The following is a 26,226-nucleotide window of genomic DNA, read 5'->3' on the forward strand; positions in this document are numbered from 1 at the left end:
CTTGGTGTGCTTCGGTACTTCAGTAGTCGAGCCCCCAGTCCACCACGATGCGCCGGGCGGCGGTATCCACCGTGCGCAGGAACGCGTCCACGAACGGCACCAGCCGCTCGCCGGGCTTGCCATCCGGCAGCGTGTACGCCACCTGGAGGATCTGGTGGGCGCCATTGTCGATCAGGCCGGATACCTCGCCCAGGGTTTCGCCCTGTTCGTTGATCACGGCGCAACCGATCAGGTCGACCCAGTAAAACTCATTCTCTTCCGGCGGCGGAAAATCCGCACGCCGGATCCAGACGCGACGCCCTTTCAGGGCTTCGGCCACATTGCGGTCCGCTACGCCGGTGGCCTGGGCCACCACGGTGCCGCTATGTTCGCGCGACTGGGCAATCTTGACGCACAACGCCTCGTCCGGCTGTGCCGGCGCCACCACCACGCCGGCCTGCGGCGCGCGAAGCAGCCACCAGCGGCGGGCGTGGAGCAATGCGGAGGCGTCGTCCGCGTGCGGCAGGACCTTGATCCAGCCACGGATGCCATAGGCGGCGCCCACATAGCCCACTTCGACGAGATCGTCGGGGAGGCTGTCGGTGAACAGCAGCGCAGCGGGCAGCTTGCGGGGCTTGGGCGGCTGGCCCGATACCTCGGCCTGCGCCGCGGTACCTTGCCGGTTCAACGGCTTGCGGCCGGGGGCGTTGCCAGTCACTGAGACGATGCGTCCGATGCGTCAGGCACGCGCCACAACGGGCCGCGCGCCATGGCGGCAATCAGGCAGCGGCCTTGGCGGCTTGCTTGACCAGGCGGGCAACCGTCGGCGACAGCTGCGCGCCAACGCCTTGCCAGTACGTCAGGCGGTCTTGCACCAGGCGCAGGCTTTCTTCCTTGCCGGAGGCGAGCGGGTTATAGAAACCAACGCGCTCGATGAAACGGCCATCGCGACGGTTGCGCGAGTCAGCGGCAACGATATTGAAGAAGGGGCGCTTCTTGCTGCCGCCGCGAGCCAGACGGATTACGACCATGGGGTTATTCCTCGAAAAAACGGGGGTGTGCGAACACGAAACGCAAGAGTATAGCCCAGTTCCCGATGCCAAACAAACACTTAGCGCGCATTTCGCGCCGCGCCCGGCCCTTTGTGCGCCGTTGGCGCAACATGGGCTGCTGGCACCGTCGCGTAAACCGTTGCAACTCGCCGTGAAACCCGCTGTGAAACCTGTCGCGAAATCTCCGGCCGGCACGACGTTACAAAGCTGGCAAAAATGTCGAAACAATCGGTTACACGGGTAACGGGATTGGCATAGGCGGTCACACGGCGCCTGCGTACCATGAACCCATCTTCCTGACTCTTTTCCCTGCTAAGGATCTTGGGATCTCGCATGCTTACCCGCCCCCACCTGCGTCTCCTGGTGGCTGGTACCTTGGCCCTCTCGGGCCTGATCGGCAGTATTGCCGCCAGCCACGCGCAAGTTGCCTTCTGGCACACCGCCCGGGCCGAACAATCGGCGCGCGTCAATCGCGTTGCCGGTGGCTGGGAAATGGCGAGTGTGCGTGCCGAAAGCCGGGACCATGTGCGGGCGCAGATCGAACGGATGGAACAGCGGGCGCGCAATGACGACCGCCTGAGCGGGCGCCCGCCCGGAGCCGCGGGACGCGACGATGACCGCCCGGTGCGGCAGACGTCCGACCGCAGCAGCATGAATGCTACCCCGGGTCGCGGCAACGACATGCGCCCGGCGGGCATGGGCCCGGGCTGGCAGGCGCGCGGCCGCGATGGCGGGCGCTGAGATCCCCGCCCCTCCCCACTCCCCTTTCTCGAACGGCCGGAACTCCGGCCGTTTTGCCGTGTCTCTCAGGATGTGCGTGCCTCGTGCCCGTACAGGCTGCCGCCCGGTGCAGTCGGCGATTCCAGACGGGGTTCAACCCCGGCGCCCTCGCAGCGTGCCGTCGTTGCGCAGACGGCAATCGAACTGACCTGCCTCTGCCCGGCACCCACTGGTCCGGCTCCGGCCACTCCGGTCTTGTCCCGATATCCTCGCCGGGCGCAGCCTCCACGTACAATGTGACGATTGTCAGCCCCCGTGCCTGCCACATCGCCACCCACAATGCCTACCACCGCAAGCCAAGCCCCCGCCCTCGGCGCCGATGCACGCCGCCCGGCCCGGGGCAAGTCCAAGCTGATCACCGTCGCCCTGGCGTTCCTGTTCGGCAGCCTGGGCGCGCATCGCTTCTATCTGAAGGGTTTCGGCGACAAGTTCGGCTGGGCGCACCTGCTGGCCACGCTGGCCGGCGCGATCGGGATTGCCTCGCTGGTGACAGGCGCCGGCTCCACCGCGCTGAACTGGACGTTCGCAGTAGCGGGCGGCACCTCGGTAATTGCGGCATTCCTGACCGCCATCGTGTTCGGGTTGCGTCCCGACGACCGCTGGGATGCGCGTTACAACGCACACGGCACACCCACGCGCTCCGGCTGGCCCGTGGTGATCCTGGTCATCCTGTCGCTGCTGATCGGTACCGGCCTCCTGATGGCCGGGCTCGCCATCAGCTTCCAGACGTTCTTCGAGTCGCAGGTGGAGGCGGCCAAGGCGCTTTCCCAATAGTTAGCGCGCACTTTCGCTGCAACATGACAATGGGATGACATTGGTCAAACGCGCTCCTGCAAATCGCCCATACTGGTAAGTCCGAGTACGCACGGTATGGAGCATGGCCCGCCATGGCGGGTCGATGCAAAGGAGCGCCCGATGGAACATCCCACGTATGAAGAAGGACGCCTGGCTGCCATCGCGGTCAGGCTGGCCCTGTCGTCCGGCCTGCCGGCGACCAGTGCGAAGGCCGCGCTGGAGTTGGCCTGCCGCATGATCGAGGACCAGCAGGCGGCGCCTCAGAACAGCGAACCCTGCCGGTCATCGGTGTCGCGGGGTCGCCCGGTGGGCCGGATCGGCCTGGGCGGCGGCCTGAACAGCGACGTATCCAGTTCGAACCGGTTGTAACGGAAGCCTAGCCGCTCGGCGGTCTTGTAGAACCGCTGACGCATCAGATCCGCCCAGATCCCCGTGCCGCGCATGCGCGAGGCGAAGTCGGCATCGTAATCCTTGCCGCCCCGCATCTCGCGTACACGGTTCATGACCCGCTCGGCACGGTCCGGGAAATGCGCTTCCAGCCACTCCTGGAATAGCGGGCGCACCTCCCACGGCAGACGCAGCACGATGTAGTTGGCATAGACCGCCCCGGCCTCCCGGGCGGCTTCCAGCACGCGCTCGAGGTCCGGTTCGGTGACGAACGGGATGATCGGCGCCACGCTCACCCCCACTGGAATCCCCGCATCGGTCAGTTCGCGGATGGTGCGCAGTCGCCGCGCCGGCGTGGCCGCGCGTGGCTCCAGCGTGCGGGCGATGCCAGCGTCGAGTGTGGTGATCGTCACAGCCCCCACCGCCAGCCGCTTGGCGGCCATGGGCGCCAGCAAGTCGATATCACGTTCGATCAGTGACGACTTCGTGATCAGCGCCACCGGGTGGTCGGTCTCCTGCAATACCTCTAACAGGCTGCGCGTGATGCGCTGCTCGCGCTCGATGGGCTGGTAGGCGTCAGTGTTCACGCCCAGCGCGATGGTTTCGCAGCGATATGACGGCCTGGACAATTCGTCACGCAGGCGCTCGGCCGCATTGGTCTTGGCGTAGAGCTTCGTCTCGAAATCGAGCCCCGGCGACAGGTCCAGATAGGCGTGCGTCGGCCGGGCGAAGCAGTAGATGCAGCCGTGCTCACAGCCCCGGTAAGGATTGATCGAGACATCGAACGGGATGTCTGGCGAGGCGTTGCGCGTCAGGATCGAGCGGGCCTGCTCCAGCGTGACCTGGGTGACGAGCCTGGGCGGCAGCGCGCCATCGGCGGGAGCCACGTCGTCGGCCGGCGCCCAGCCGTCGTCGAACGCCTCGCGCTGGTCGCGCTCGAAGCGTCCCTGGAGATTGCTGACGGCGCCGCGCCCCTTGCGGGCCACGGGCGGGCGGCGGGCACCTTCGCCCTCCCCGTCGCCGCCGAAATCGTGATCGTCACCCATCTTGCGTCGGACGGCCTTACTCGCGTTCTTCCACCGAGATGGCCAGTGTCTCCTTGATTTCTTCCATCACTACATAGCTCTTGGATTGGGCTGCGCCCGGCAACTGCAACAGAATGTCGCCGAGCAGGCGGCGGTACTCGCTGATCTCGCGAATCCGCGCCTTGATCAGGTAGTCGAAGTCGCCCGAGACAAGGTGACACTCCAGCACCTCGGGAATCCGCAGCACCTCGCGCCGGAACTGCTCGAACATATTGCCCGATTTGTTGCCCAGCGAAATCTCCACGAATACCAGCAGCGCGCTACCCAGCAGCCCCGGATTCAGCCGGGCGTAGTAGCCCATGATGACACCGTCGCGCTCCAACCGCTTCACGCGCTCGATGCACGGCGTGATGGTCAGCCCCACCCGCTCCGCCAGGTCTTTCATCGACACCCGCCCGTCGTCCTGGAGCACCGTAAGAATCTTCCGATCCAGCCGATCGAGGCCGCGCACTGGCTGACGCGTCGTTCTCATGACTTTTTCCTGTTTTTCTAAATTAATCGGTAACTAACACTGCTTTGAAGTCAATAGTATAGATACGAATCCTTCCATTTCATTCTTTCGCAGGTCCGGAGTCATCGAAATGCGTGTTCTTGTGCTTGGCAGTGGTGTTATTGGCGTGACCAGCGCGTGGTACCTGGCCCGTGCCGGTCATGAAGTGACCGTCGTGGATCGCGAGGCCGCGCCGGCGCTTGGCACCAGCTTTGCCAATGCCGGCCAGATCTCGCCGGGCTACGCGTCGCCGTGGGCCGCGCCGGGTGTGCCGCTCAAGGCCATCAAGTGGATGTTCCAGGAACACGCCCCGCTGAGCATCAGGCCGGATGGCACGCTGTTCCAGCTCCAGTGGATGTGGCAGATGCTGCGCAACTGCACGCCGGCACGCTATGCCGTGAACAAGGAACGCATGGTGCGACTGGCCGAGTACAGCCGCGATTGCATCCGCACGCTGCGGGCCGAGACCGGTATTGCCTACGAAGGCCGCCAGCAGGGCACGCTCCAGGTGTTCCGCACGGAGACGCAGCTCGAAGCCGCCGCGCGCGACATCGCCGTGCTCGAGGAAGCGGGCGTGCCCTATCAATTGCTTTCGCGCGAGGAACTCGGCGCGAGCGAACCGGCGCTGGCCGCCGCAGGCCACAAGCTGGCCGGCGGCCTGCGCCTGCCGAACGATGAAACCGGGGATTGCCAGCTGTTTACCCAGCGGCTGGCAGCCATGGCCGAATCGCTTGGCGTGCAGTTCCTGTACAACCGCTCGATCGACGGCCTGATGACCCAGGGCGACGCCGTGACCGGTGCCGTGGTCGGCGGCCAGCCGATGTATGCCGAGGCCGTGGTGGTGGCCCTGGGCAGCTGGTCCACGCCGTTCGTCCGCAACGTGCTGCCGGGACTGTCGAACCTGCCGGTGTATCCCCTCAAGGGCTTCTCGATCACGGTGCCGATGACCGATGCCGCACGCAGCCCGGTGTCGACGGTGCTCGATGAGACCTACAAGGTGGCGATCACGCGCTTCGACGACCGCATCCGCGTGGGCGGCATGGCGCAGATCGTCGGCTATGACCGTTCGCTCGACCCGGCCAAGCGCCGCACGCTCGAACACGTGGTGACGGACCTGTTCCCCGGCGCCGGCGATGTCAGCCGCGCCACGTTCTGGACCGGCCTGCGTCCGATGACGCCGGACGGCACGCCAGTGGTCGGCCCCGCCGGCATTCGCGGCCTGTGGCTCAACACCGGCCACGGCACGCTCGGCTGGACCATGGCCTGCGGCTCGGGCAAGCTGCTGTCCGACCTGGTCTCCGGCACGCAGCCGGCGATCCGCGCCGACGACCTGTCGGTGGACCGCTACCGCCAGCCCGCGCGCGCACACGGCGTGCCGCGTCCTGTGCCGGCCTGATCGGTTCTGAGCGTTCCTGAGCGTCCGTACTTCGACGAAAAAAAGGCGACCTTCGGGTCGCCCTTTTTCATCCCCAACGCAAGCTGCGCGTCAGAACTGGTCCACCGACATCGCCTTGACCGGCTCGGCACCGGCCACGATGGCGTCGCGCAGCGACGTCGCCTGCGACAGGATGTGCTCGCCGAAGAAATGCGCCGTGGCGATCTTGGCATCGTAAAACGACGGATCTTCGCCGCGCTTGGCATCGGCCGCCAGCATCGCGCGGCCCAGTTGCCAGCCCGAGAACACGATGCCGCACAGCTTCAGGTACGGCACGCTGCCTGCGAATACCGCGTTCGGATCGCCCTTGGCATTCTCCACGACGAAGCGCACCACGGCCTCGAGCGCCTCGCGGCCCCGCTTGAGCTGGCCCTGCACTGCCACGAAGGCAGCGCCGCCATGCTGGCCCAGCGCGGCCTCGGTCTCGGCGATCTTCGCGCAGATCGCGCGCGCCACGGCACCGCCATCGCGCACGGTCTTGCGCCCCACGAGGTCATTGGCCTGGATGGCCGTGGTGCCCTCGTAGATCGGCAGGATCCGCGCATCGCGGTAGTACTGGGCCGCGCCGGTTTCCTCGATGAAACCCATGCCGCCGTGCACCTGCACGCCAAGGCTGGTCACATCGATCGACAGCTCGGTGCTCCAGCCTTTGACCACAGGCACCATGAACTCGTAGAACGCCTGGTTTTCGCGGCGCGTCGCCTCGTCCGGATGCTGGTGGGCGGCATCGCTGGCCGCGGCGGCCACGTAGGCCACGGCGCGTGCGCCCTCGATCAGCGCGCGCATCGTCATCAGCATGCGCTTGACGTCGGGGTGATGGATGATCGTCACGGCCTCGCGCGCCGAGCCATCGACCGGCCGGCTCTGCACGCGGTCCCGCGCATAGGCCACGGCGTGCTGGTAGGCGCGCTCGGACACCGCGATGCCCTGCATGCCCACCGCGAAGCGCGCCGCGTTCATCATGATGAACATGTATTCGAGGCCGCGATTCTCCTCGCCGACCAGCGTGCCGATGGCGCCGCCATGGTCGCCGAACTGGAGCACCGCCGTCGGGCTGGCCTTGATGCCAAGCTTGTGCTCGATCGACACGCAGTGCACGTCGTTGCGCGCACCGGTCGTGCCGTCGGGGTTGACCAGAAACTTCGGCACGACGAACAGCGAGATGCCCTTGACGCCCTCCGGCGCGCTTGGCGTGCGGGCCAGCACCAGATGGACGATGTTCTTCGCCATGTCGTGCTCGCCGTACGTGATGAAGATCTTGGTGCCGAACAGCTTGAACGTGCCGTCGCCCTGCGGCTCGGCGCGCGTGCGCACGGCGGCCAGGTCAGAGCCGGCCTGCGGCTCGGTCAAGTTCATCGTGCCGGTCCACTCGCCTGCGATCAGCTTGGGCAGGATGACCGCCTTCTGTTCGTCGGTACCGGCAGTCAGCAAGGCTTCGATGGCGCCGTCGGTCAGCAGCGGGCACAGCGCGAACGACAGGTTGGCGCTGTTCAGCATCTCGATGCACGGCGTGGCGACGAGCTTGGGCAAACCCTGGCCGCCAAAATCGCTCGGGTGCAGCACACCCTGCCAGCCGCCCTCGCCAAACTGGCGGAACGCGTCGCGGAACCCGGGCGTGGTGGTGACCACGCCATCCTTCCAGCTGCTGGGGTCGAGATCGCCCGCGCGGTTCAGCGGGGCCACCACTTCCTCGTTGAACCGGGCCGCTTCCTCGAGCACGGCCTGCGCCGTGTCCGGGGTGGCTTCCTCGTAGCCCGGCATCTGGCTGACGGCGTTCAGGTCCGCCAGTTCGTTCATGACGAACAGCATGTCCTTGAGCGGTGCGCGATAAGTCATCGAAGTCTCCTGGATCTTGTAAAAAAGCCGCTCGCGGGATGCTCCCGGAACGGCTTCATTCTTCTTGTTGTGGCGCCGGCGCCCATACCTGACGGTACGCGGCCCGGCGCGGGCCAGACATCAGCCCAGTGCTGCCACCAGTTCCGGCACCACGGTGTTCAGGTCGCCCACCAGGCCGTAGTCCGCCACCGAGAAGATCGGGGCTTCGGCGTCCTTGTTGATCGCGACGATCACCTTGGAGTCCTTCATGCCGGCCAGATGCTGGATCGCGCCCGAAATACCGACGGCGATGTACAGCTGCGGTGCGACGATTTTGCCGGTCTGGCCGACCTGGTAGTCGTTCGGCACGAAGCCGGCATCCACGGCTGCGCGCGAGGCGCCCAGCGCGGCGCCCAGCTTGTCAGCCAGCGGCGTCAGCACCTTGGTGTAGTTCTCGCCCGAACCCACGCCACGGCCACCGGACACGATGATCTTGGCGGCGGTCAGCTCCGGACGATCGCTCTTGGCCACTTCGCGCGAGACGAATTGCGAGATGCCCAGGTCAGCCACGGCCGGCAGGGTCTCGACCGCAGCCGAGCCACCTTCGGCGGCAGCCGCGTCGAACGCCGTGCCGCGCACGGTGATGACCTTGATCTTGTCGGCCGACTTCACGGTGGCAATGGCGTTGCCAGCGTAGATCGGGCGCTCGAAGGTATCCGGTGCGTCGACCTTGGAGATTTCCGAGATCTGGGCCACGTCCAGGCGGGCGGCCACGCGCGGCAGGATGTTCTTGCCGTACGGCGTAGCCGGCGCCAGGATGTGGCTGTAGTCGTTGGCGATGGCCAGCGCCTGCTCGGCCACGTTCTCGGCCAGGCCGTCGCCGAAATAGGCGGCATCGGCCAGCAGCACCTTGGTAACGCCGGCGATCTTGGCAGCGGCATCGGCGGCAGCCTTGGCGTTGGCGCCGGCTACCAGCACGTGGACGTCGCCACCGCACTGGGCGGCAGCCGTCACGGTGTTCAGCGTGGCGGCCTTGATCGATTGATTGTCGTGTTCAGCAATGACGAGTGCAGTCATGTTTTCTCTCCCCGCGCTCAGATAACCTTGGCTTCAGACTTCAGCTTTTGCACCAGCGTGGCCACGTCCGGCACCATCACGCCTGCGCTGCGCTTGGCCGGCTCCACGACCTTCACGGTCGACAGACGCGGGGCCACATCCACGCCGAGGTCTTCGGGCTTCACGGTTTCCAGCGGCTTCTTCTTGGCCTTCATGATGTTCGGCAGCGTCACGTAGCGCGGCTCGTTCAGGCGCAGGTCCGTGGTCACCACGGCCGGCAGCTTGACCGACAGCGTTTCCAGACCGCCATCCACTTCACGGGTCACCGATGCCTTGCCATCCGCCACCACTACCTTCGAGGCGAACGTGGCTTGCGGCAGGCCGGCCAGCGCGGCCACCATCTGGCCGGTCTGGTTCGAGTCATCGTCGATGGCCTGCTTGCCCAGGATCACCAGTTGCGGCTGCTCCTTGTCGATCAGTGCCTTGATCAGCTTGGCCACGGCCAGCGGCTGCAGGTCTTCGCTCGATTCCACCAGGATGCCGCGGTCGGCGCCGATGGCCATCGCGGTACGCAGGGTCTCCTGGCACTGCGTGACACCGCACGACACGGCGATCACTTCGGTGACGACGCCAGCTTCTTTCAGGCGCACGGCCTCTTCCACGGCGATTTCGTCGAACGGGTTCATGCTCATCTTGACGTTGGCCAGGTCGACGCCCGTGCCATCCGACTTCACGCGGACCTTGACGTTGTAGTCCACCACCCGCTTGACTGCGACGAGTACTTTCATGCGCTCACTCCACTGATAGCTGATAGTCCAAAGATTTGAATCGCTCGCCATTATAACCACCGGGGTGGCGCAGCTTTAGTTTTTCGAACGATCGTACTATTTTATAGACAAAGAATTGCCGGGGCTAGCCCGGCAATCGAAGAAATCTGCGCCCATTGTGCCGCAGGATGCCCCGCGTGCACAGGGTTTGGACGATTTCCTCGAAAATCGTCCCTGACCGGCACCCGAGTGATGATTACCAGGCGGTGATCACCGACTCCTTGTAGGTGTTGGTGATGTACTGCTTCACCTCGGCCGAGTGGTAGGCCTTGACCAGCTTGGCCACCCACGGCTTGTCCTTGTCCGCCGCGCGGATGGCAATCAGGTTCGCGTACGGGCCCTTGGGGCCTTCTGTGGCGATTGCATCACGCGTGGGCGACAGGCCGGCGGACTCGGCGTAGTTGCCGTTGATCGCGGCGGCATCCAGGTCGTCAAGCGAGCGCGGCAGCTGGGCGGCGTCCAGTTCGACGATCTTGATCTTCTTCGGATTTTCCACGATGTCCAGCGGCGTGGCCTTCAGGCCGGCATCCGGACGCAGCTTGATCAGGCCCTTGGCCTGCAGCAGCAACAGGCCGCGGCCGCCGTTGGTCGGATCGTTCGGCACGCCCACGCGGGCGCCCTGCTTGATCTGGTCCAGCGACTTCACCTTCTTCGAGTACACGCCCATCGGGAACGTGACCGTGAAGCCCACGTGCGTAAACTTGTAGCCGCGATCCTTGATCTGGGCTTCCAGGTACGGCAGATGCTGGTAGCTGTTGGCGTCGAGGTCGCCTGCGGCCAGCGCGGCGTTCGGCTGGATGTAGTCGCTGAACTCCACCACCTGGATATTCAGGCCGTCCTTGGCCGCCACCTTCTTCACCTGCTCCATGATCTGCGCGTGCGGGCCGCCCGTCACGCCAACCTTGATCGGCTTTTCCTGCGCCAGCGCGCCCGTGGAAACGGCCAGGCCCAGCGCCACTGCAGCAGCAGTCTTCAGCAAATTACGACGTTGCATTTTCGATTTACCCCTAGTTTCCCAAAGAATTGAAGCCGATCAACGATGGCTGATGCGGCGCACGAGCCAGTCGCCAAAGCTCTGCACGGCCTGTACGAAGACGATCAGGATCACCACCACGGCGACCATGACCTCGGTGATATAGCGCTGGTAGCCGTAGCGGATGCCCAGGTCACCCAGCCCGCCGCCGCCGATGGCGCCGGCCATGGCCGAATAGCCGACCAGGCTCACGAAGGTGATGGTCAGGCCGGCCACGATGCCAGGCATCGCCTCGGGCAGCAGCACTTTCCAGACGATCTGGCGCGTGGTGGCGCCCATCGACTGCGCGGCTTCCACGAGGCCCTTGTCCACCTCGCGCAGCGCCGCCTCGACCAGCCGGGCGATGAACGGCACCGCCGCGATCGTCAGCGGCACCACGGCCGCCGTCGTGCCGATCGACGAACCGACGATAAAGCGCGTGAACGGGATCACCACCACCAGCAGGATGATGAACGGGATCGAACGCACCGCGTTCACGACCACGCCGATGGAGCGGTTGAACAGCGGATGCGACAGCACGCCGCCCCGGTTGGTCAGGTGCAGCAGCACGCCCAGCGGCACGCCGAACAATGCGCCCACCACGCCCGAGATCGACACCATCAACAGCGTCTCGCCGAACGACGCCAGGAACAGGTCAAACATTTCAGACCACATGTTCGATCTCCTCCACCACAACGCCCTGCGTCTGCAAATACTCCATGGCCGCGCGCACCGCGGCCGGCTCGCCCGTAGCCATGATCGCCAGCGAGCCGAACGCCTGCCCCTGGATCTCGTCGATATGGCCGTGCAGGATGTTGAAGTCCAGCCCGTGCTGGCGGATCGCCTGGGCCAGCACCGGCCGGTCGACGTTCTCGCCCGTGAAAGCCAGCCGGTAGACGTGGTCGCGGCCGTTGCCGAGCCGGCTTTCCACGCGCTTGAGCACGCTGGCCGGCAGCTCCTGGGCGATCACGTCGCCGATCATCGCGCGCGTGACGGCGTGCTGCGGGCGCAGGAAGACGTCGATCACGCGGCCGGTTTCCACGACCTGGCCGGCCTCGAGCACGGCCACGCGGTCGCAGACCTGCTTGATGACCTCCATCTGGTGCGTGATCATGACGATGGTCAGGCCCAGCTCGCGGTTGATCTGCTTGAGCAGGTCGAGGATCGCACGCGTGGTCTCGGGGTCCAGCGCGGAGGTGGCTTCGTCGGACAGCAGCACCTTCGGCTTGCTGGCCAGCGCACGCGCAATACCCACGCGCTGCTTCTGCCCACCGCTGATCTGCGCGGGATAGCGGTCGCGCAGGGCCGACAGGCCCACGAGGTCCAGCAGCGGCAGCACCGTCGCGGCAATTTCTGACTTGGTTTTGCCGGCCAGCTCCAGCGGCAGCGCTACGTTGTCATAGACCGTGCGCGACGACAGCAGGTTGAAATGCTGGAAGATCATGCCGATCTCGCGGCGCGCCGCGCGCAGGCGGTTGGCGTCCAGCGCGGTCAAATCGTGGCCGTCGACGATCACCCGGCCAGCGCTGGGCCGGTTCAGGAGGTTGATGGCACGCACCAGCGTGCTCTTGCCGGCCCCGCTTCGGCCGATGATGCCGAAGACTTCACCGGGCGCGATGGAGAGGCTGACGTCGCGCAGCGCATGCACTTCCCCCGACCCGCCGGGGAATCGCTGCGAGAGTCCTTGCAGTTCGATCATGGAAAGAGAAAAGAAAACGGCAACAGCGTGGGGTCTCCAGCGTTGTTGCCGCGCATTATTTTTCTGAAGCTCGCATTTTATGCGATCCGCTTCATACCTCAAACGAGATTTTTTCGATCTCCTTATGCATTGAGAGCATATAGAAGCACCGTCGATCGCATTTTTGCGAATTATGAATCACTTGAATCGACGATTGACGATTGACGAGGTTTTCAGCCTTCCATCAACACCTTCAGGTGCGCAAGCACGCTCCGGCCCAGCGCGCTGAGGTTGTAGCCGCCCTCCAGGCAGCTCACGATGCGGCCCTTGGCGTGCACGCGCGCCACCTCCATCAGCCGCTCGGTGATCCACGCGTAGTCCTGCTCTACCAGGCCCATCTGGCCGAGGTCGTCCTCGCGGTGGGCATCGAAGCCGGCCGAGATGAACAGCATCTGGGGCCGGAATTCGTTCAGGCGCGGCAGCCAGATCGTCTCCACCACCTCGCGCACGGCCATGCCGTTGGTATAGGCGGGCAGCGGGATGTTCGACATGTTCGACGCAATGTGCTCCGTGCCGCTGTACGGATAGAACGGATGCTGGAAAAAGCTGCACATCAGCACCTGCGGGTCGTTGCGGAAGGCCGCCTCGGTGCCGTTGCCGTGGTGGACATCGAAATCGATCACGGCCACGCGCTCCAGGCCGTGCGCGGCCAGCGCGTGACGGGCGGCAATTGCCACGTTGTTATAGAAGCAGAAGCCCATGGCGCGGTCCGGCTCGGCGTGGTGGCCCGGCGGGCGCACGCAGCAGAACGCGTTTTCCAGTTCGCCGGCCATCACGGCGTCGGTGGCGGCCACGGCGGCGCCGGCCGCGTGCGTGGCAGCGGTCAGCGTGTGGCAATTCATGGTGGTATCCGGATCGATCGCGTGGTAGCCGCTCGCGGGGCTCACGGACGCCAGCTGGGAGACATAGTCGGGCCGGTGCACGCGCTCGATCTGCTCTTCGGTGGCGGCGGGCGCGTCGCGGCGGTCCAGCAGCCCGTCCAGCCCGTGCGAGATCAGGTGATCCTCGATCGCCTGCAGCCGTTCCGGGCATTCCGGATGGAAATGTCCCATCTCGTGCAACTGGAATGCGGGATGTGTGTAATAGCCCGTTGGCATTGTCGTTTCCGGGTCAAGTTTGTCTCCAATCGATACGTTAGCACATGACGTGCCACATCATCCGTGAGCCGGCGGAGGCGCTGGCACCGGGAGGCATCCGCTATACTCGGTGCGACTTGCAAAGGACAACATGACCGACAAACAGCGCTCCTTGCGCCGCCCGCTGCTGGGCGCCGCACTCACCGCTGCCGCATTGGGCCTGTGCGGCGTTTCTCCTCGACTGATGGCTGCCGGCAAGCGTCGTGTGAGCGTCCGGGAAGAAGAAATCGAACCGGGCCGCTATCGAAATCATCCGCAGACCCGCGCGTTCATCGACGACATGGTGGCGCGCCACGGCTTCCCGCGCGCCGAGCTGGACACGTATTTCAGCCAGGCCGTGTATTCGGCCACGGTGTCGCGGCTGATCATGCCGCCGAGCACGCCGGGGCGGAAGAGCTGGCGGACGTACCGCTCGCGCTTCATCGAGCCGATCCGCATCAACGCGGGCGTGCGCTTCTGGCAGGAAAACCGCGACACGCTGCGCCGCGCCGAGGCCGAATTCGGCGTGCCGGCGTCGGTCATCGTCGGCATCATCGGCGTGGAAACCATCTACGGGCGCGATATGGGCACGTTCCGCGTGCTGGATTCGCTCTCCACGCTGGCCTTCGACTACCCGGACACCCCGAACCGCGACGCGCGCACCAAGCTGTTCCGCGACCAGTTGGCGGACTACCTGCTCTGGTGCCGCGAGACCCGTACCGATGTCTATTCGGTGCTCGGCTCGTACGCGGGCGCGGTGGGCATTCCGCAGTTCATGCCGACCAGCCTGCGCGAGTACGCACTCGACTATGACAAGGACGGGCACGTCGACCTGCGCAACAGCACCGTCGATGCCATCGGTAGCGTGGGCCGCTTCCTGCAACTGCACGGCTGGGAGCAGGGCCGGCCCGTGATCTGGCGTATTGCCGGCGACGAAGGCAGCCGGGGCATTGCCGTGGCTGCCGCAGACGGCGAGCCGTGGCCTACGCGCACGCTGAACCAGCTCACCCGCGCCGGGTTGCGCGTGGACGAGCCGATCGACCTCCAGCGCGAAGGCGAGACCGGCGTGCTGGTGGTGGACCTGCCCACGCCGGACCAGCCCACCGAGTACCTGATCGGCCTGCGCAATTTCTACGTGCTCACGCGCTACAACCGCAGCTTTTTCTACGCGCTGGCGGTGTATCAGCTCGGCGAGGCGGTGAAGGCGGCGATGGGCTGATCACGCGGCTCGCGCCTTCGCCCGTCCCAAATCCCCGAGCAGAGGCCCCGCCTTGCCGGGGATTTTCTTTTGGCCTATAGTTACCCATATGGCTAACTATCGAGCGTCGGTCAGCGAGGTGTTCCACGCGCTCGCCGACCCCACCCGCTGTGCGATTGTCAGCGCGCTGGGCGGCGGCGCGCAGTCGGTGTCCACGCTGGCGGCGCCGTTCGACATGGCGCTGCCCTCGTTCATGAAGCACCTGACCGTGCTCGAACGCAGCGGCCTGATCCGCACGCACAAGCTCGGGCGCACCCGCACGTGCGAGTTGTTGCCGGAGCGGCTGTCGCAGGCCGAGCAGTGGATGGCCGAGCAACGCGCCGTCTGGGAGGCCAGGTCCGACCGCATGGCCCAATTTGTCGAACGTCTACATCAGGAGGAGCAAGCCCATGTCAAACGGCCCAGCCGACAACGCTGAATCCCGCGACCTCGTCATCTCCCGCGTGCTCCGTGCGCCGCGCGCCGCATTGTGGCGCGCCTGGTCGGACCCCGCCTTGCTCAAGGAATGGTGGTGCCCCAAGCCCTGGACCACCGAGGTGCTGGCCTTCGACCTCAGGCCGGGCGGCGCCTTCCATACCATCATGCGCGGCCCCGACGGTGGCGTCAGCGACAACCCCGGCAGCTTTCTCGAGGTGGTGCCGCAAGCGCGCCTGGTGATGACGTCGATGCTGACTGGCGGCTGGCGTCCGGCCAAGCCGTGGCTTGGCTTCACGGCCATCATCACGATGGCCGACGAAGGTACGGGCAGCCGCTACACGGCTACGGTAATGCACCCCGATGACGAAACGCGGGACCAGCACGAGAAGCTGGGCTTCTTCGACGGCTGGAACACCTGCATCACCCAGCTCGACGACTTCGCGCTGGCTCTGCGCTAAATAGAAGAAGGCCCCGGCAAATCGCGCGGGGCCTTCTTACAAGTACGAGAAACGTGGAACCGATGACCGATCAGGCCGGGAACACGCCAGTCGACAGGTAGCGGTCACCGCGGTCGCAGACCACGAATACGATCGTCGCGTTTTCCACTTCCTCGGCCACGCGCAGCGCCACGCACAGTGCGCCGGCGGCGGAGATACCGCAGAAGATGCCCTCCTCGCGCGCCATGCGACGGGCCATGTGCTCGGCGTCGGCCTGCGACACCAGTTCCTGGCGGTCCACGGACTTCGGATCGTAGATTTTCGGCAGGTAGGCTTCCGGCCATTTGCGGATGCCGGGGATGCGCGAGCCCTCGGCCGGCTGCGCGCCGACGATCTGAATCGCCGGATTCTTTTCCTTGAGGAAGCGCGAGACGCCGGTAATCGTGCCCGTGGTGCCCATCGCCGACACAAAGTGCGTGATGCGACCCTCGGTTTCCGCCCAGAGTTCCGGCCCGGTAGTCTCGTAATGCGCCAGCGGATTGTCCGGATTGGCGAACTGGTCGAGGATCACGCCCTTGCCTTCGCGCTCCATGGCGTCGGCAAGGTCGCGGGCGTACTCCATGCCGCCTTTGACCGGCGTGAGGATGATCTCCGCGCCGTAGGCCGACATGCTCTGCCGGCGCTCGAGGCTCAGGTCCTCCGGCATGATCAGCACCATGCGGTAGCCGCGGATGGCCGCAGCCATGGCCAGCGCGATGCCTGTATTGCCCGAGGTGGCCTCGATCAGCGTATCGCCCGGCTTGATACGGCCGCGCGCCTCGGCGCCACGGATCATCGACAGCGCGGGACGGTCCTTGACGGAACCGGCCGGGTTATTGCCTTCGAGCTTGCCGAGAATCACATTGCCGCGCGCCTCGATGGCGGCGCCCGGGATGCGCTGGAGTCTGACCAGCGGCGTGTTGCCGATGGTGTCTTCGATCGTCTTGTAGGCCATGGTGCAGGGGAATGTCGCGGGAGGGGGTGTCGCCAATGTCTTTGTTGTCGCTGGTCATTGTAATGCACCCACCTTACCCGCACCGGCAGGGCGGGCATTCCGCCATCCCAGCCGTCCCCGCCCTACCGCCAGATCAGTGCGGCAGCGCGGTTTCTTCGTCGCGGCCCTTGCCCAGCAGGTGATACAGCAGGATGGCGCCGAAGGTGGCTGTGCCGATGCCACCGAGCGTCATGCCGCCAAGCTTCAGCGTCAGGTCGCCGGCCGCCACGGTCAGCGTGGCACCCACCGTGATCAGGTTGCGTGAGCTGGAGAAATCCACGCCGTTCTGCACCCAGATCCGCCCGGCTGTGGCCGAGATCAGGCCAAACACGACGATGGTCAGGCCGCCGATGACCGGGCCCGGAATCGTCAGGATCAGCGCGCCGAACTTCGGCGAGAAGCCGAGCAGGATGGCCACCGCCGCCGCCACCACGAAAATCAGCGTCGAATAGATGCGCGTCACCGCCATCACGCCCATGTTCTCCGCGTATGTGGTCACGCCCGTGCCGCCGCCCGAGGCGGACAGCATCGTGGCCACGCCGTCGCCGATGAATGCCCGGCCGATATACGGGTCCAGGTTGCGGCCCGTCATCACGCCGATGGCCTTGATGTGGCCGAGGTTTTCCGCCACGAGCACGATCGCCACCGGGGCGATCAGCAGCATCGCGCTCGGCTCGAACACTGGCGCCGTGAACGCGGGCAGGCCAAACCAGGCAGCCGACACCACGCCCGAAAAGTCGATGGCCTTGCCCATGCCCATCACATTGGTGGCAATGTAATAGGCAAGGTAGCCGCCCAGCCCACCCAGCAGCACCGGCAGGCGCCCCAGCATGCCCGGCGCGCGCACGGCGATCAGGCCCACGGCCAGCACGGTCAGCAGGCCGATCCAGGTATCGAGCGGTGCGGCGCTGACAGCCTTGACAGCCACCGGCGCCAGGTTCAGGCCAATTGCCGCGACGATGGCGCCAGTCACCACAGGCGGCATCAGCTTCTCCACCCAGGCGTAGCCCACCGCCTGCACGATCAGGCCGATCACCGTATAGACCGCCCCCGCCGCAATGATGCCGCCAAGCGCCACCGGGATGTTCAGGTTCGGGCCACTGCCGGCATAGCCGGTGGCCGCGATGACCACGGCGATGAACGCGAAACTCGACCCCAGGTAGCTCGGCACGCGCCCGCGCACGAACAGGAAGAAGATCAGCGTGCCGATGCCCGAGAACAGGATGGCGATATTCGGGTTGAAGCCCATCAGGATCGGCGCGATGGCCGTGGAGCCGAACATCGCCACCACGTGCTGGATGCCCGCCAGTATCGTCTGCCCCGCGGGCAGCCGCTCGTCCGGGCCGATCACGCCCGATGTCTTGAGCCGCCATTTCGGCAGGAAGCCCGTGTCCTCGCCATTCGCCATGTTGTTTTCTCCCTGTTATCGACGTCGCGCATGATACTCCGCGCCGCCCTGGCCGCGAAGCGACCGGGCCGGCGCCGGCCGACAAGGAAGCACAACGCATACCAGCCCCAGGCTGTTGACGCCCCGGGGCCTGGCCTGCCGGATGGCTCAGCGTGCCGCCTTCTGCGGCGACGGCGCCACGCTGGCCTTGGTCCTGGCGTCCTTGGCATCCTTCCTGGCCGGCGCTGCCTTGCCGAACGTCAGCCCGGCAGCCTCGAGGTTGGCCACCGACTTCGGCCCCACGCCGGGCACCCGGTCCGAGAGATCGCCGGCGTCCTTGAAGGCGCCATGCTTATCGCGCTCGTCGAGGATGCGCTTGGCGGTGGCCGGCCCGATGCCCTTCACGCTGGTCAGCGCGGCCTCGTCGGCCACGTTGACGTCCACATTGGCATAGGCGGCACCACCGAACGCGAGTGACACCAGCAGCGCCGCCAGCATCCGGCGCATGCACTGGATCAGGGAAACATCGAAGGGATTGCGCATCAGAAAGCTCCTTTCCATATTGGAATCAAGGCTCCGCGCCGGGATGGCGACGGAGCCTTGTCAGGATAGGAGCGGGTGACGGCCAGACGCGCAGTCGGCCACAATCGTTCACAACATCCGCGCGGATGTGTGGCCAACTGCAACGAGGGGGTTGCAATCGGCCGTGGGAAACGTCCGAATCGGTTAGCCGTTACGCTCGAGCAGCCACTTGCAGTAGCGCGACACGCCTTCCTGCACCGTGAGGAACGGGGCGGTATAGCCCGCCGCGCGCAGGCGCGACACGTCGGACTGGGTGAAGCACTGGTACTTGCCGCGCAGCGCGTCGGGGAACTTCACGTATTCGACCAGCCCTTCCTGCACCATCTCCTCGAGCGAGAGCGGCGGCTTGTCGTCGATCTCGCGCAGCGTGTTGACCACGCTGGCGGCGATGTCGTTGAACGGCTGCGAGCGCCCGGTGCCAAGGTTGAAGATGCCGGACTTTTCCGGATGATCGAGGAAGTACAGGTTGACCTTGACCACGTCCTCCACGGACACGAAATCGCGGCTCTGCGTGCCCGGCGCGTAGCCGTTGTACTCGCCGAACAGCTTCACCGAGCCTTCGGCCCGGAACTGGTTGAAGTGGTGGAACGCCACCGACGCCATGCGGCCCTTGTGGTACTCGCGCGGGCCATACACGTTGAAGTAGCGGAAGCCGACGATCTGCGAGTGGGTCGCCGGCAGCCGGCGCCGCACCACCTGGTCGAACAGGAACTTCGAATAGCCGTACACGTTCAGCGGGCGCTCGTACTCGCGGTCCTCGCGGAACATCGTCGACGCGCCGTAGGTGGCCGCCGACGAGGCGTAGAGGAACTGCGTGCCCTGCTCCAGGCAGGCTTCCATCAGCGCCAGCGTGTAGCGGTAGTTGTTCTCCATCATGTAGCGGCCGTCGGTCTCCATGGTGTCGGAGCACGCGCCCTCATGGAACACCGCGCGAACCTTGCCGAAGTCCCCCCGCGCAAAGCGCTGGACGAATTCCGACTTGTCGAGGTAGTCGGCGATCTCGCAGTCCACGAGGTTGCCGAACTTCTCGGCCCGGGTCAGGTTGTCGACCGCGACGATATTGGTCTCGCCGCGCTCGTTCAAGCCCTTGACGAGGTTGCTGCCGATAAAGCCGGCGGCGCCGGTCACGATGATGGTCATGGTAGTTTCAGACTCGAATTTCGGACTTTTACGACACGCGCCTCAGGCGCCGAACAGTTCGGGATACGTGACAACAGCGGTACCCAGCTTGCCGACGACGATGCCGCCGGCCCGGTTGGCGTGCTGCACGGCTTCCTTGAGCGGCACACCGGCGCCGAGCATGGTGGCGAGCGTGGCAATCACGGTATCGCCGGCCCCCGATACATCATAGACTTCGCGCGCCTGGGCCGAGACATGGAGCACCTCGGCTTCGGTGTAGAGCGTCATGCCCTCTTCCGAGCGCGTCAGCAGCAGCGCCTCGAGCTGGAGCGAGCGGCGCAGGTTCTGGGCACGGATGGTCAGGTCCGCCTCGGTCTTCCAGGCGCCCACCACGGCGCGCATCTCGGCGCGGTTCGGCGTGATCAGCGTGGCGCCCCGGTAGCGCGAATAATCGTCGCCCTTGGGGTCCACCAGCACGGTGCGGCCGGCAGCGCGGCCCGCCTCCACCATGCGCCCGACGTGCGCCAGGCCGCCCTTGCCATAGTCGGACAGGACCAGCACCTGGTAGTCGGCCACCAGGGCGTTGAAGCGGTCCTGTACCGAAGCCAGCACTTCGTTGGCCGGTGCGCTCTCGAAATCGACGCGCAGCAGCTGCTGCTGATGGGCCAGCACGCGCAGCTTGATCGTCGTGTTGAGGGTGGGATCGCGTTGCAGGTAGGGCTGCACGTGGCTCTCGGCCAGCAGCGCCTCAAGCGTGCGGCCCGGCTCGTCGTCGCCCACCACACCGAGCATGCCTACCTGTGCGCCCAGCGCTGCGGCATTGCGGGCCACGTTGGCGGCGCCGCCCAGGCGCTCGTCACTGCGCTTGACCTGCACCACCGGCACCGGCGCCTCCGGGGAAATGCGCTCCACGTCGCCAAACCAGTAACGGTCCAGCATCATGTCGCCCACCACCAGCACCTGCGATTGTCGAATCTGGTCCTGCGAAATCTGATTCTTGCTCATAGGGTCTCAGCGCATCGAGGCAGAGCGCCCGATCGCGTGGTATTCGATGCCGGCAGTCGCCATGGCATCGGGTTCATAGAGATTGCGGCCGTCGATGATGACCGGGGTCTTCAGCTTGGCGCGGATCTCGCTGAAATCCGGGCTGCGGAATACCTTCCACTCGGTCACGATCACAAGCGCGTCGGCGTCCTCGAGGACATCCATCTGCGCCTCGCAGAAGTGTACTCGCCCCGCGCCGCCTTCGATGTCGGCAAGATCCGCCTCGATCACACGGCGGGCCTCAGCCATCGCCACCGGGTCGTGCACGCGTAGCACGGCGCCGCGCGACACCAGTTCGCGCACCAGCACCCGCGACGGCGCTTCACGCATGTCATCGGTATTTGGCTTGAATGCGAGGCCCCAGACCGCGAAGGTCTTGCCCGTCAGGTCTTCGCCAAAGCGCTTGATGACCTTGTTGGCCAGCACCTGCTTCTGGGCGTCGTTGACGGCCTCCACGGCCTCCAGCACCCGCATCGGCTTGCCGTACGAGGTGGCCGTGCGCATCAGCGCCTGCACGTCCTTCGGGAAACACGAGCCGCCGTAGCCGGCGCCGGCGTACAGGAAGCTGTAACCGATGCGCGGGTCGGAGCCGATGCCCAGTCGCACCAGTTCGATGTCCGCGCCCACCTCGTCAGCCAGGTTGGCCAGCTCGTTCATAAAGGAAATGCGAGTCGCCAGCATCGAGTTGGCCGCATACTTGGTGAACTCGGCCGAGCGCACATCCATATAGAAGGTGCGCTCGTGGTTGCGGTTGAACGGCGAGTACAGCTCGCGCATGATGGCCTTGGCGTGGCGGCCGGCGACGTCGGGCGAGCAGCCGAGCACGATGCGGTCCGGGCGCATGAAATCCTCCACAGCCGCGCCTTCCTTCAGGAACTCGGGGTTCGAGACCACCGAGTACTGCAGGTCTTCCAGCCCGCGCGCGGCCAGTTCCTCACGGATGGCGGCGGCCACGCGGTCGCCGGTGCCCACTGGCACGGTGGACTTGTCCACCACCACCTTGAAGCCGGTCATGTGGCGGCCGATGTTGCGCGCGGCGGCCAGCACGTATTGCAGGTCCGCCGAGCCGTCCTCGTCCGGGGGCGTGCCCACGGCAATGAACTGCACGTCGGCGTGCTCCACGCTGGCCGCCACGTCGGTCGAAAACGTCAGGCGGCCGGCAGCGCGATTACGCTCGATCAGCTCCTTGAGGCCCGGCTCATAGATCGGCACGCCGCCAGCATTGAGCATGGCGATCTTGCGTTCGTCCACATCGAGACAGAACACCGAATTGCCGAGTTCCGCCAGGCAGGCGCCGGTGACCAGGCCGACATAGCCGCTACCGATAATTGTGACTTTCATAGCAGAAGCTCCAGAACAGGGAGGGGCTCAACAAGAGACAGCGATCAGCCAAGCGCTTCGGAGCGGCGTGGGGCATAGGTTTCCCAGCGATTGCAGCCGGGGCACTGCCAGTAGAACAGCCGGGCGCGGAAGCCGCATTCGCGGCAGGTGTAGCGGGCGAGGTTGCGCGTGCGCACCTGGAGCAGGTCGCGGATGGCGGCCACTTCCGACGTCTGGTCCGGCGCGACCGCTTCGCCGCCAGCCGTGGCCACGGCGGCGCCTTCGGCAACAGCAGCTTCCGCGGCCTGCATCTCGGCGGCCTGCGCCTCGAAATAGCGGGTCAGCGCCAGCAGCGTGGGTTGGCGGCGCAGCTGCTCGCGCATCAACGCGGCAGCCGCCTCCGGACCGTTCACGTCCAGTTCGGTGCGATAGGCGGTATCGAGCAGTTCCGGCGCGAGGTTGCCCTTGAGCAGCCCGCGCAGCCAGTCGATGGCCTGGCCCTGCTCGCCCAGCGTGCCGTAGGCTTTGACCACGCGGTCGGCCACCAGCGGCAGGTAAGCTGCATCCTGCGTCTCAATGCCGAGCCAGTGGCCCAGCGCGGCGCGGGCGTCGCCACTGGCCATCGCCACGTCGCCGAGCAGGATCGGCGCGCGCACATTGGCCGGGTTCTCCTCGCTCGCGCGCCGCAGCCACGCCACGGCGTCCTCGGGACGCTTTTTCTGGAGCGCGTCCTGCGCCAGTTCGCAGCAGAACTGGGCGATCTGCACGCGGTAGTCCTTCTGCTCGAGTGTCTGCAGCTCGCGCGCGGCATCAATGGCCTTCTGCCATTCCTTCTCGACTTCGTACAGCTCCAGCAGCACGCGCTTGGCCGACGCCGCGTACGGGCCCGACATCAGCCGGCGCAGCGACTCCTCGGCGCGGTCGAGCAGTCCGGCGCGCAGGAAGTCCTGGCCCAGTTCATAGAGCGCGTGCTCGCGCTCGGGCTCGGGCAGGTCCGGGCGCGTGGCCAGGTTCTGATGGACGCGGATCGCGCGCTCGGTCTCGCCCCGGCGGCGGAACAGCGCGCCCAGCGCAAAGTGGAGTTCGGTGGTTTCCGGGTCGAGCCGGGCCACCTCGACGAAGGCGTCGATGGCCTGGTCCGGCTGCTCGTTGAGCAGGAAATTGAGGCCCTTGAAATACGAGCGCGGCAGTGCGCCTTGCTCGCTGATCAGCTGGCGCAGGTCGAGCCGCGCCGCCATCCAGCCAAGGCCAAAGACAAGCGGCAATACCAGCAGCCACCAGGTTTCAAACATCATGGATCAGACTTTCGGGCCGACTACGTTATAGGGAACACCGGGCTTGGCCTCGGGCGGCACGGTGTCCGCCGGCATCGGCACGCGCGCCTGGGCCAGCGCGCGGCGCAGGCGCGTGGCCTCCATCCGCTGACGCATCAGTGCCGGCGCCACCGCGGCCAGCGCCGCGACGATACCCAGCCCGAACGCGGCCAGCAGAATCAGGATCAGCGGCGCATGCCACACGGCGCCAAGGAACAGCTGCAGGGACGCATCCTCGGTGTTGCGCAATGCCAGGACGAACAGCAGGGCGAACAGGACGATGCGGAAAATCCAGGCGATGAGTTTCATGCGGTGACGGCCATCGGGACTCAGGACAGCGAAAGCATGGACGCGCGTAATGTGCGCCATGGCTCCCGGCGACGGGTTCCCGGCATTGTAGCGGAATCACTTCAGGCAAACGGTAACGTTTGGTCGCGCGGCGCACCGTGGCACCCCAAACAAAAAAGCGCTCCCGAGGGAGCGCTTTCCAACAGACTTCCAGATTATCACCGCGTTCGCGTCAGGACCGAACCAGGTTGAGCTGGCCATCCTCGTGCAGCGTACCGGCCGGAGCCGATACCTGCGCGGCGTGGTCGCCGTGCGAGCCATTGCCGTGATGCACGGTCTGGCCGTGATGCGACGGCCCCGGGCTGCGGTCCACGCGTTCGCGCAACTCCTTGCCCGCCTTGAAGTGCGGCACCCGCTTTTCGGGCACCAGCACGCGTTCGCCGGACTTGGGGTTGCGGCCCACACGCGGAGGCCGCCGATTCAAACCAAAGCTGCCGAAGCCGCGAATCTCGATGCGATGGCCATCGGCCAGGGCTTCGGACATCGCGTCGAGAATCGTTTTCACCGAGATGTCCGCATCCCGCAGCAACAACTGCGGGAAACGGGCAGCCAGTTTTTCGACGAGCTCGGACTTGGTCATGGGCGGTCTCGCGGGCGCGGGCGCTGACGATTACTGGTTGTCCTGGCCGAGCTTGGCCTTCAGCAGTGCGCCGAGGTTGGTCGTGCCAGCCGTGCCGGTGTCAGCCGCGAACTTTTGCATGGCTTCCTGCTGTTCCACGTTGTCCTTGGCCTTGATCGACAGGTTGATGTTGCGCGACTTGCGGTCCACGTTCACCACCAGGGCCGTGATCTGCTCGCCTTCCTTCAGCACGTTGCGGGCATCTTCCACGCGGTCCGCGGAGATTTCCGAGGCGCGCAGGTAGCCTTCCACGTCGTCAGCCAGCTGCACCACGGCGCCCTTGGCATCAACGGCCTTGATCACGCCGTTGACCAGCGAACCCTTGTCGTTGGCCGAGATGAAGTTGTTGAACGGGTCGCCCGACAGTTGCTTGATACCCAGCGAGATGCGTTCCTTGTCGACGTCGATGCCCAGTACCACGGCTTCCACTTCGTCGCCCTTCTTGTACTTGCGCACGGCCTCTTCGCCGGTTTCTTGCCAGGACAGGTCGGACAGGTGCACCAGGCCATCGATGCCACCGGGCAGGCCGATGAACACGCCGAAGTCGGTGATCGACTTGATCTGGCCCGTCAGCTTGTCGCCCTTCTTGTGGTTGCGGCTGAAATCGTCCCACGGATTGGCCTTGCACTGCTTCATGCCCAGGCTGATACGACGCTTGTCTTCGTCGATATCCAGAACCATGACTTCCACTTCGTCGCCCAGCTGGACAACCTTCGACGGAGCCACGTTCTTGTTGGTCCAGTCCATTTCGGACACGTGGACCAGGCCTTCGATACCGGCTTCGATCTCGACGAACGCGCCGTAGTCGGTCAGGTTGGTCACCTTGCCGAACAGGCGGGTGCCTTGCGGGTAGCGGCGCGAGATGCCCACCCACGGATCTTCGCCCAGTTGCTTCACGCCCAGCGAGACGCGGTTCTTTTCCTGGTCGAACTTGAGGATCTTGGCGGTGATTTCCTGGCCAACCGACAGCACTTCGCTCGGATGACGCACGCGACGCCATGCCAGGTCGGTGATGTGCAGCAGGCCGTCGATGCCACCCAGGTCCACGAACGCGCCGTAGTCGGTGATGTTCTTGACGATACCGTTGACGATGGCGCCTTCCTTCAGCGTTTCCATCAGCTTCTGGCGCTCTTCGCCCAGCGTGGCTTCCACCACGGCACGGCGCGACAGCACAACGTTGTTACGCTTGCGGTCGAGCTTGATAACCTTGAATTCGAGGGTCTTGCCTTCGTACGGCGTGGTGTCCTTGATCGGACGCACGTCGACGAGCGAACCGGGCAGGAAGGCACGGATGCCATTGACCATCACGGTCAGGCCGCCCTTGACCTTGCCGGTCACGGTACCCGAGATGATCTCGCCGTCTTCCAGCGCCTTCTCGAGGTTCAGCCACGATGCCAGGCGCTTGGCCTTGTCGCGGGACAGAATCGTGTCGCCATAGCCGTTCTCGAGCGCATCGATGGCCACGGAGACATAGTCGCCGGCCTGCACTTCGAGTTCGCCCTGGTCGTTCAGGAACTCCTCCACCGGCACGAATGCCTCGGACTTGAGGCCGGCGTTGACGACCACGAAGTTGTGGTCGATGCGCACGACTTCAGCGGAGATCACTTCGCCAGCCTTCATATTGGAGCGGGCGACGGATTCCTCGAACAGTGCGGCAAAGGATTCGTTAGTTTGCAGGTCGGACATAAACGTGTGTGAGCAGTCCGCAGTACGCTGGCCGGCGCGACAATCGCGCTCAGTCTGCCATCGCAGCGGGGTTAGTTGATGAACGCCTCGCACCGGT

General features: G+C 65.6%; 27 protein-coding genes. 6 read left to right on the top strand and 21 right to left on the bottom strand.

Translation table 11 applies throughout. From position 1 onward, the window contains the following. Positions 1–19: 19 nt before the first annotated feature. A complete protein-coding gene (rimM, locus tag KHO18_RS03320) occupies positions 20–697 on the bottom strand; it encodes a ribosome maturation factor RimM (RefSeq protein WP_144197460.1) in 678 nt (225 codons plus the stop codon). A 61-nt stretch (positions 698–758) separates the two neighbouring features. After that, entirely contained in the window at positions 759–1,010 is a 252-nt protein-coding gene (gene rpsP / locus KHO18_RS03325) for a 30S ribosomal protein S16 (protein WP_144197459.1), read from the bottom strand. Between the two features lie 354 nt (positions 1,011–1,364). Between rpsP and KHO18_RS03330 the strand changes: the two genes are divergently transcribed. Together KHO18_RS03330 and KHO18_RS03335 are read left to right on the top strand one after the other, a co-directional pair. Continuing rightward, positions 1,365–1,772 (top strand): hypothetical protein, encoded by a 408-nt coding sequence (locus KHO18_RS03330; RefSeq protein WP_144197458.1) that lies wholly within the window; start codon positions 1,365–1,367, stop codon positions 1,770–1,772. Between the two features lie 318 nt (positions 1,773–2,090). After that, the gene (locus KHO18_RS03335) at positions 2,091–2,585 is read left to right on the top strand and encodes an NINE protein (RefSeq protein ID WP_144197457.1); all 495 of its coding nucleotides are present in this window, start codon (positions 2,091–2,093) and stop codon (positions 2,583–2,585) included. Positions 2,586–2,866: 281 nt separating this feature from the next. Here the strand turns inward: KHO18_RS03335 and KHO18_RS03340 are convergent, their stop codons facing one another. Both KHO18_RS03340 and KHO18_RS03345 read right to left on the bottom strand, forming a co-directional pair. Further along, positions 2,867–4,039: a PA0069 family radical SAM protein gene (locus KHO18_RS03340; RefSeq protein ID WP_144197456.1), complete on the bottom strand. Its 1,173-nt coding sequence runs from the start codon at positions 4,037–4,039 to the stop codon at positions 2,867–2,869. A 16-nt stretch (positions 4,040–4,055) separates the two neighbouring features. Further along, entirely contained in the window at positions 4,056–4,550 is a 495-nt protein-coding gene (locus KHO18_RS03345) for an Lrp/AsnC ligand binding domain-containing protein (protein WP_092301927.1), read from the bottom strand. A gap of 109 nt (positions 4,551–4,659) precedes the next feature. On the opposite strand from KHO18_RS03345, the gene KHO18_RS03350 reads away from it, so the two are divergent. Next, positions 4,660–5,964 (top strand): D-amino acid dehydrogenase, encoded by a 1,305-nt coding sequence (locus KHO18_RS03350; protein WP_211942773.1) that lies wholly within the window; start codon positions 4,660–4,662, stop codon positions 5,962–5,964. Positions 5,965–6,054: 90 nt separating this feature from the next. On the opposite strand, the gene KHO18_RS03355 is transcribed toward KHO18_RS03350, so the two are convergent. The 7 genes from KHO18_RS03355 to KHO18_RS03385 form a co-directional block, all read right to left on the bottom strand. Further along, positions 6,055–7,839: an acyl-CoA dehydrogenase gene (locus KHO18_RS03355; protein ID WP_144197454.1), complete on the bottom strand. Its 1,785-nt coding sequence runs from the start codon at positions 7,837–7,839 to the stop codon at positions 6,055–6,057. A gap of 120 nt (positions 7,840–7,959) precedes the next feature. Next, entirely contained in the window at positions 7,960–8,895 is a 936-nt protein-coding gene (locus KHO18_RS03360) for an electron transfer flavoprotein subunit alpha/FixB family protein (RefSeq protein ID WP_092301918.1), read from the bottom strand. A 17-nt stretch (positions 8,896–8,912) separates the two neighbouring features. Continuing rightward, entirely contained in the window at positions 8,913–9,662 is a 750-nt protein-coding gene (locus tag KHO18_RS03365) for an electron transfer flavoprotein subunit beta/FixA family protein (RefSeq protein WP_144197453.1), read from the bottom strand. Positions 9,663–9,897: 235 nt separating this feature from the next. Continuing rightward, positions 9,898–10,695 carry a MetQ/NlpA family ABC transporter substrate-binding protein gene (locus KHO18_RS03370; RefSeq protein ID WP_144197452.1) on the bottom strand — a complete coding sequence of 266 codons (798 nt, stop codon included), beginning with the start codon at positions 10,693–10,695 and terminating at the stop codon, positions 9,898–9,900. Positions 10,696–10,734: 39 nt separating this feature from the next. Beyond that, positions 10,735–11,388, bottom strand: a complete 654-nt coding sequence (locus tag KHO18_RS03375; RefSeq protein ID WP_092301909.1) for a methionine ABC transporter permease — start codon at positions 11,386–11,388, stop codon at positions 10,735–10,737. Next, positions 11,378–12,412: a methionine ABC transporter ATP-binding protein gene (locus KHO18_RS03380; protein ID WP_144197451.1), complete on the bottom strand. Its 1,035-nt coding sequence runs from the start codon at positions 12,410–12,412 to the stop codon at positions 11,378–11,380. Before KHO18_RS03380 ends, KHO18_RS03375 begins: the two co-directional genes overlap by 11 nt. 212 nt (positions 12,413–12,624) lie before the next feature. Beyond that, entirely contained in the window at positions 12,625–13,548 is a 924-nt protein-coding gene (locus KHO18_RS03385) for a histone deacetylase family protein (RefSeq protein WP_144197450.1), read from the bottom strand. A gap of 130 nt (positions 13,549–13,678) precedes the next feature. On the opposite strand from KHO18_RS03385, the gene mltB reads away from it, so the two are divergent. From mltB to KHO18_RS03400, 3 genes are all read left to right on the top strand, one after another. Then, positions 13,679–14,785, top strand: a complete 1,107-nt coding sequence (gene mltB / locus KHO18_RS03390; RefSeq protein ID WP_144197449.1) for a lytic murein transglycosylase B — start codon at positions 13,679–13,681, stop codon at positions 14,783–14,785. An 88-nt stretch (positions 14,786–14,873) separates the two neighbouring features. Next, a complete protein-coding gene (locus KHO18_RS03395; protein ID WP_211942774.1) occupies positions 14,874–15,242 on the top strand; it encodes an ArsR/SmtB family transcription factor in 369 nt (122 codons plus the stop codon). Then, positions 15,214–15,699, top strand: a complete 486-nt coding sequence (locus KHO18_RS03400; RefSeq protein ID WP_211942775.1) for an SRPBCC family protein — start codon at positions 15,214–15,216, stop codon at positions 15,697–15,699. The genes KHO18_RS03395 and KHO18_RS03400 overlap by 29 nt, the downstream gene beginning before the upstream one ends. A 70-nt stretch (positions 15,700–15,769) precedes the next feature. On the opposite strand, the gene cysM is transcribed toward KHO18_RS03400, so the two are convergent. The 10 genes from cysM to rpsA all read right to left on the bottom strand — a co-directional run bounded on the left by cysM (position 15,770) and on the right by rpsA (position 26,222). Then, positions 15,770–16,672, bottom strand: a complete 903-nt coding sequence (cysM, locus tag KHO18_RS03405) for a cysteine synthase CysM (RefSeq protein ID WP_144197446.1) — start codon at positions 16,670–16,672, stop codon at positions 15,770–15,772. 133 nt (positions 16,673–16,805) lie between these two features. Continuing rightward, the gene (locus KHO18_RS03410; protein WP_144197445.1) at positions 16,806–18,119 is read right to left on the bottom strand and encodes a solute carrier family 23 protein; all 1,314 of its coding nucleotides are present in this window, start codon (positions 18,117–18,119) and stop codon (positions 16,806–16,808) included. Positions 18,120–18,266: 147 nt separating this feature from the next. Beyond that, on the bottom strand, positions 18,267–18,641 hold the full coding sequence (locus KHO18_RS03415; RefSeq protein ID WP_377731476.1) for a ComEA family DNA-binding protein: 375 nt from the start codon (positions 18,639–18,641) through the stop codon (positions 18,267–18,269). Between the two features lie 183 nt (positions 18,642–18,824). Further along, positions 18,825–19,820 (bottom strand): ADP-glyceromanno-heptose 6-epimerase, encoded by a 996-nt coding sequence (rfaD, locus tag KHO18_RS03420; protein WP_144197443.1) that lies wholly within the window; start codon positions 19,818–19,820, stop codon positions 18,825–18,827. Between the two features lie 42 nt (positions 19,821–19,862). Then, positions 19,863–20,804: a D-glycero-beta-D-manno-heptose-7-phosphate kinase gene (rfaE1, locus tag KHO18_RS03425; protein ID WP_144197442.1), complete on the bottom strand. Its 942-nt coding sequence runs from the start codon at positions 20,802–20,804 to the stop codon at positions 19,863–19,865. Between the two features lie 6 nt (positions 20,805–20,810). After that, positions 20,811–22,184, bottom strand: coding sequence for a UDP-glucose dehydrogenase family protein (locus KHO18_RS03430; RefSeq protein ID WP_144197441.1), 1,374 nt, complete (start codon positions 22,182–22,184; stop codon positions 20,811–20,813). 44 nt (positions 22,185–22,228) lie between these two features. Further along, positions 22,229–23,458 carry a lipopolysaccharide assembly protein LapB gene (gene lapB, locus KHO18_RS03435; RefSeq protein WP_144197440.1) on the bottom strand — a complete coding sequence of 410 codons (1,230 nt, stop codon included), beginning with the start codon at positions 23,456–23,458 and terminating at the stop codon, positions 22,229–22,231. A gap of 3 nt (positions 23,459–23,461) precedes the next feature. Next, complete coding sequence (locus KHO18_RS03440; protein WP_092298428.1) at positions 23,462–23,785, bottom strand: lipopolysaccharide assembly protein LapA domain-containing protein; 324 nt, start codon at positions 23,783–23,785, stop codon at positions 23,462–23,464. Between the two features lie 211 nt (positions 23,786–23,996). Then, positions 23,997–24,404 (bottom strand): integration host factor subunit beta, encoded by a 408-nt coding sequence (locus KHO18_RS03445; protein WP_144197439.1) that lies wholly within the window; start codon positions 24,402–24,404, stop codon positions 23,997–23,999. Between the two features lie 30 nt (positions 24,405–24,434). After that, complete coding sequence (rpsA, locus tag KHO18_RS03450) at positions 24,435–26,222, bottom strand: 30S ribosomal protein S1 (RefSeq protein WP_280527750.1); 1,788 nt, start codon at positions 26,220–26,222, stop codon at positions 24,435–24,437. Between the last annotated feature and the right edge of the window lie 4 nt (positions 26,223–26,226).

It is taken from the genome of Cupriavidus campinensis, assembly GCF_905397395.1.
Lineage (GTDB): Bacteria > Pseudomonadota > Gammaproteobacteria > Burkholderiales > Burkholderiaceae > Cupriavidus > Cupriavidus campinensis.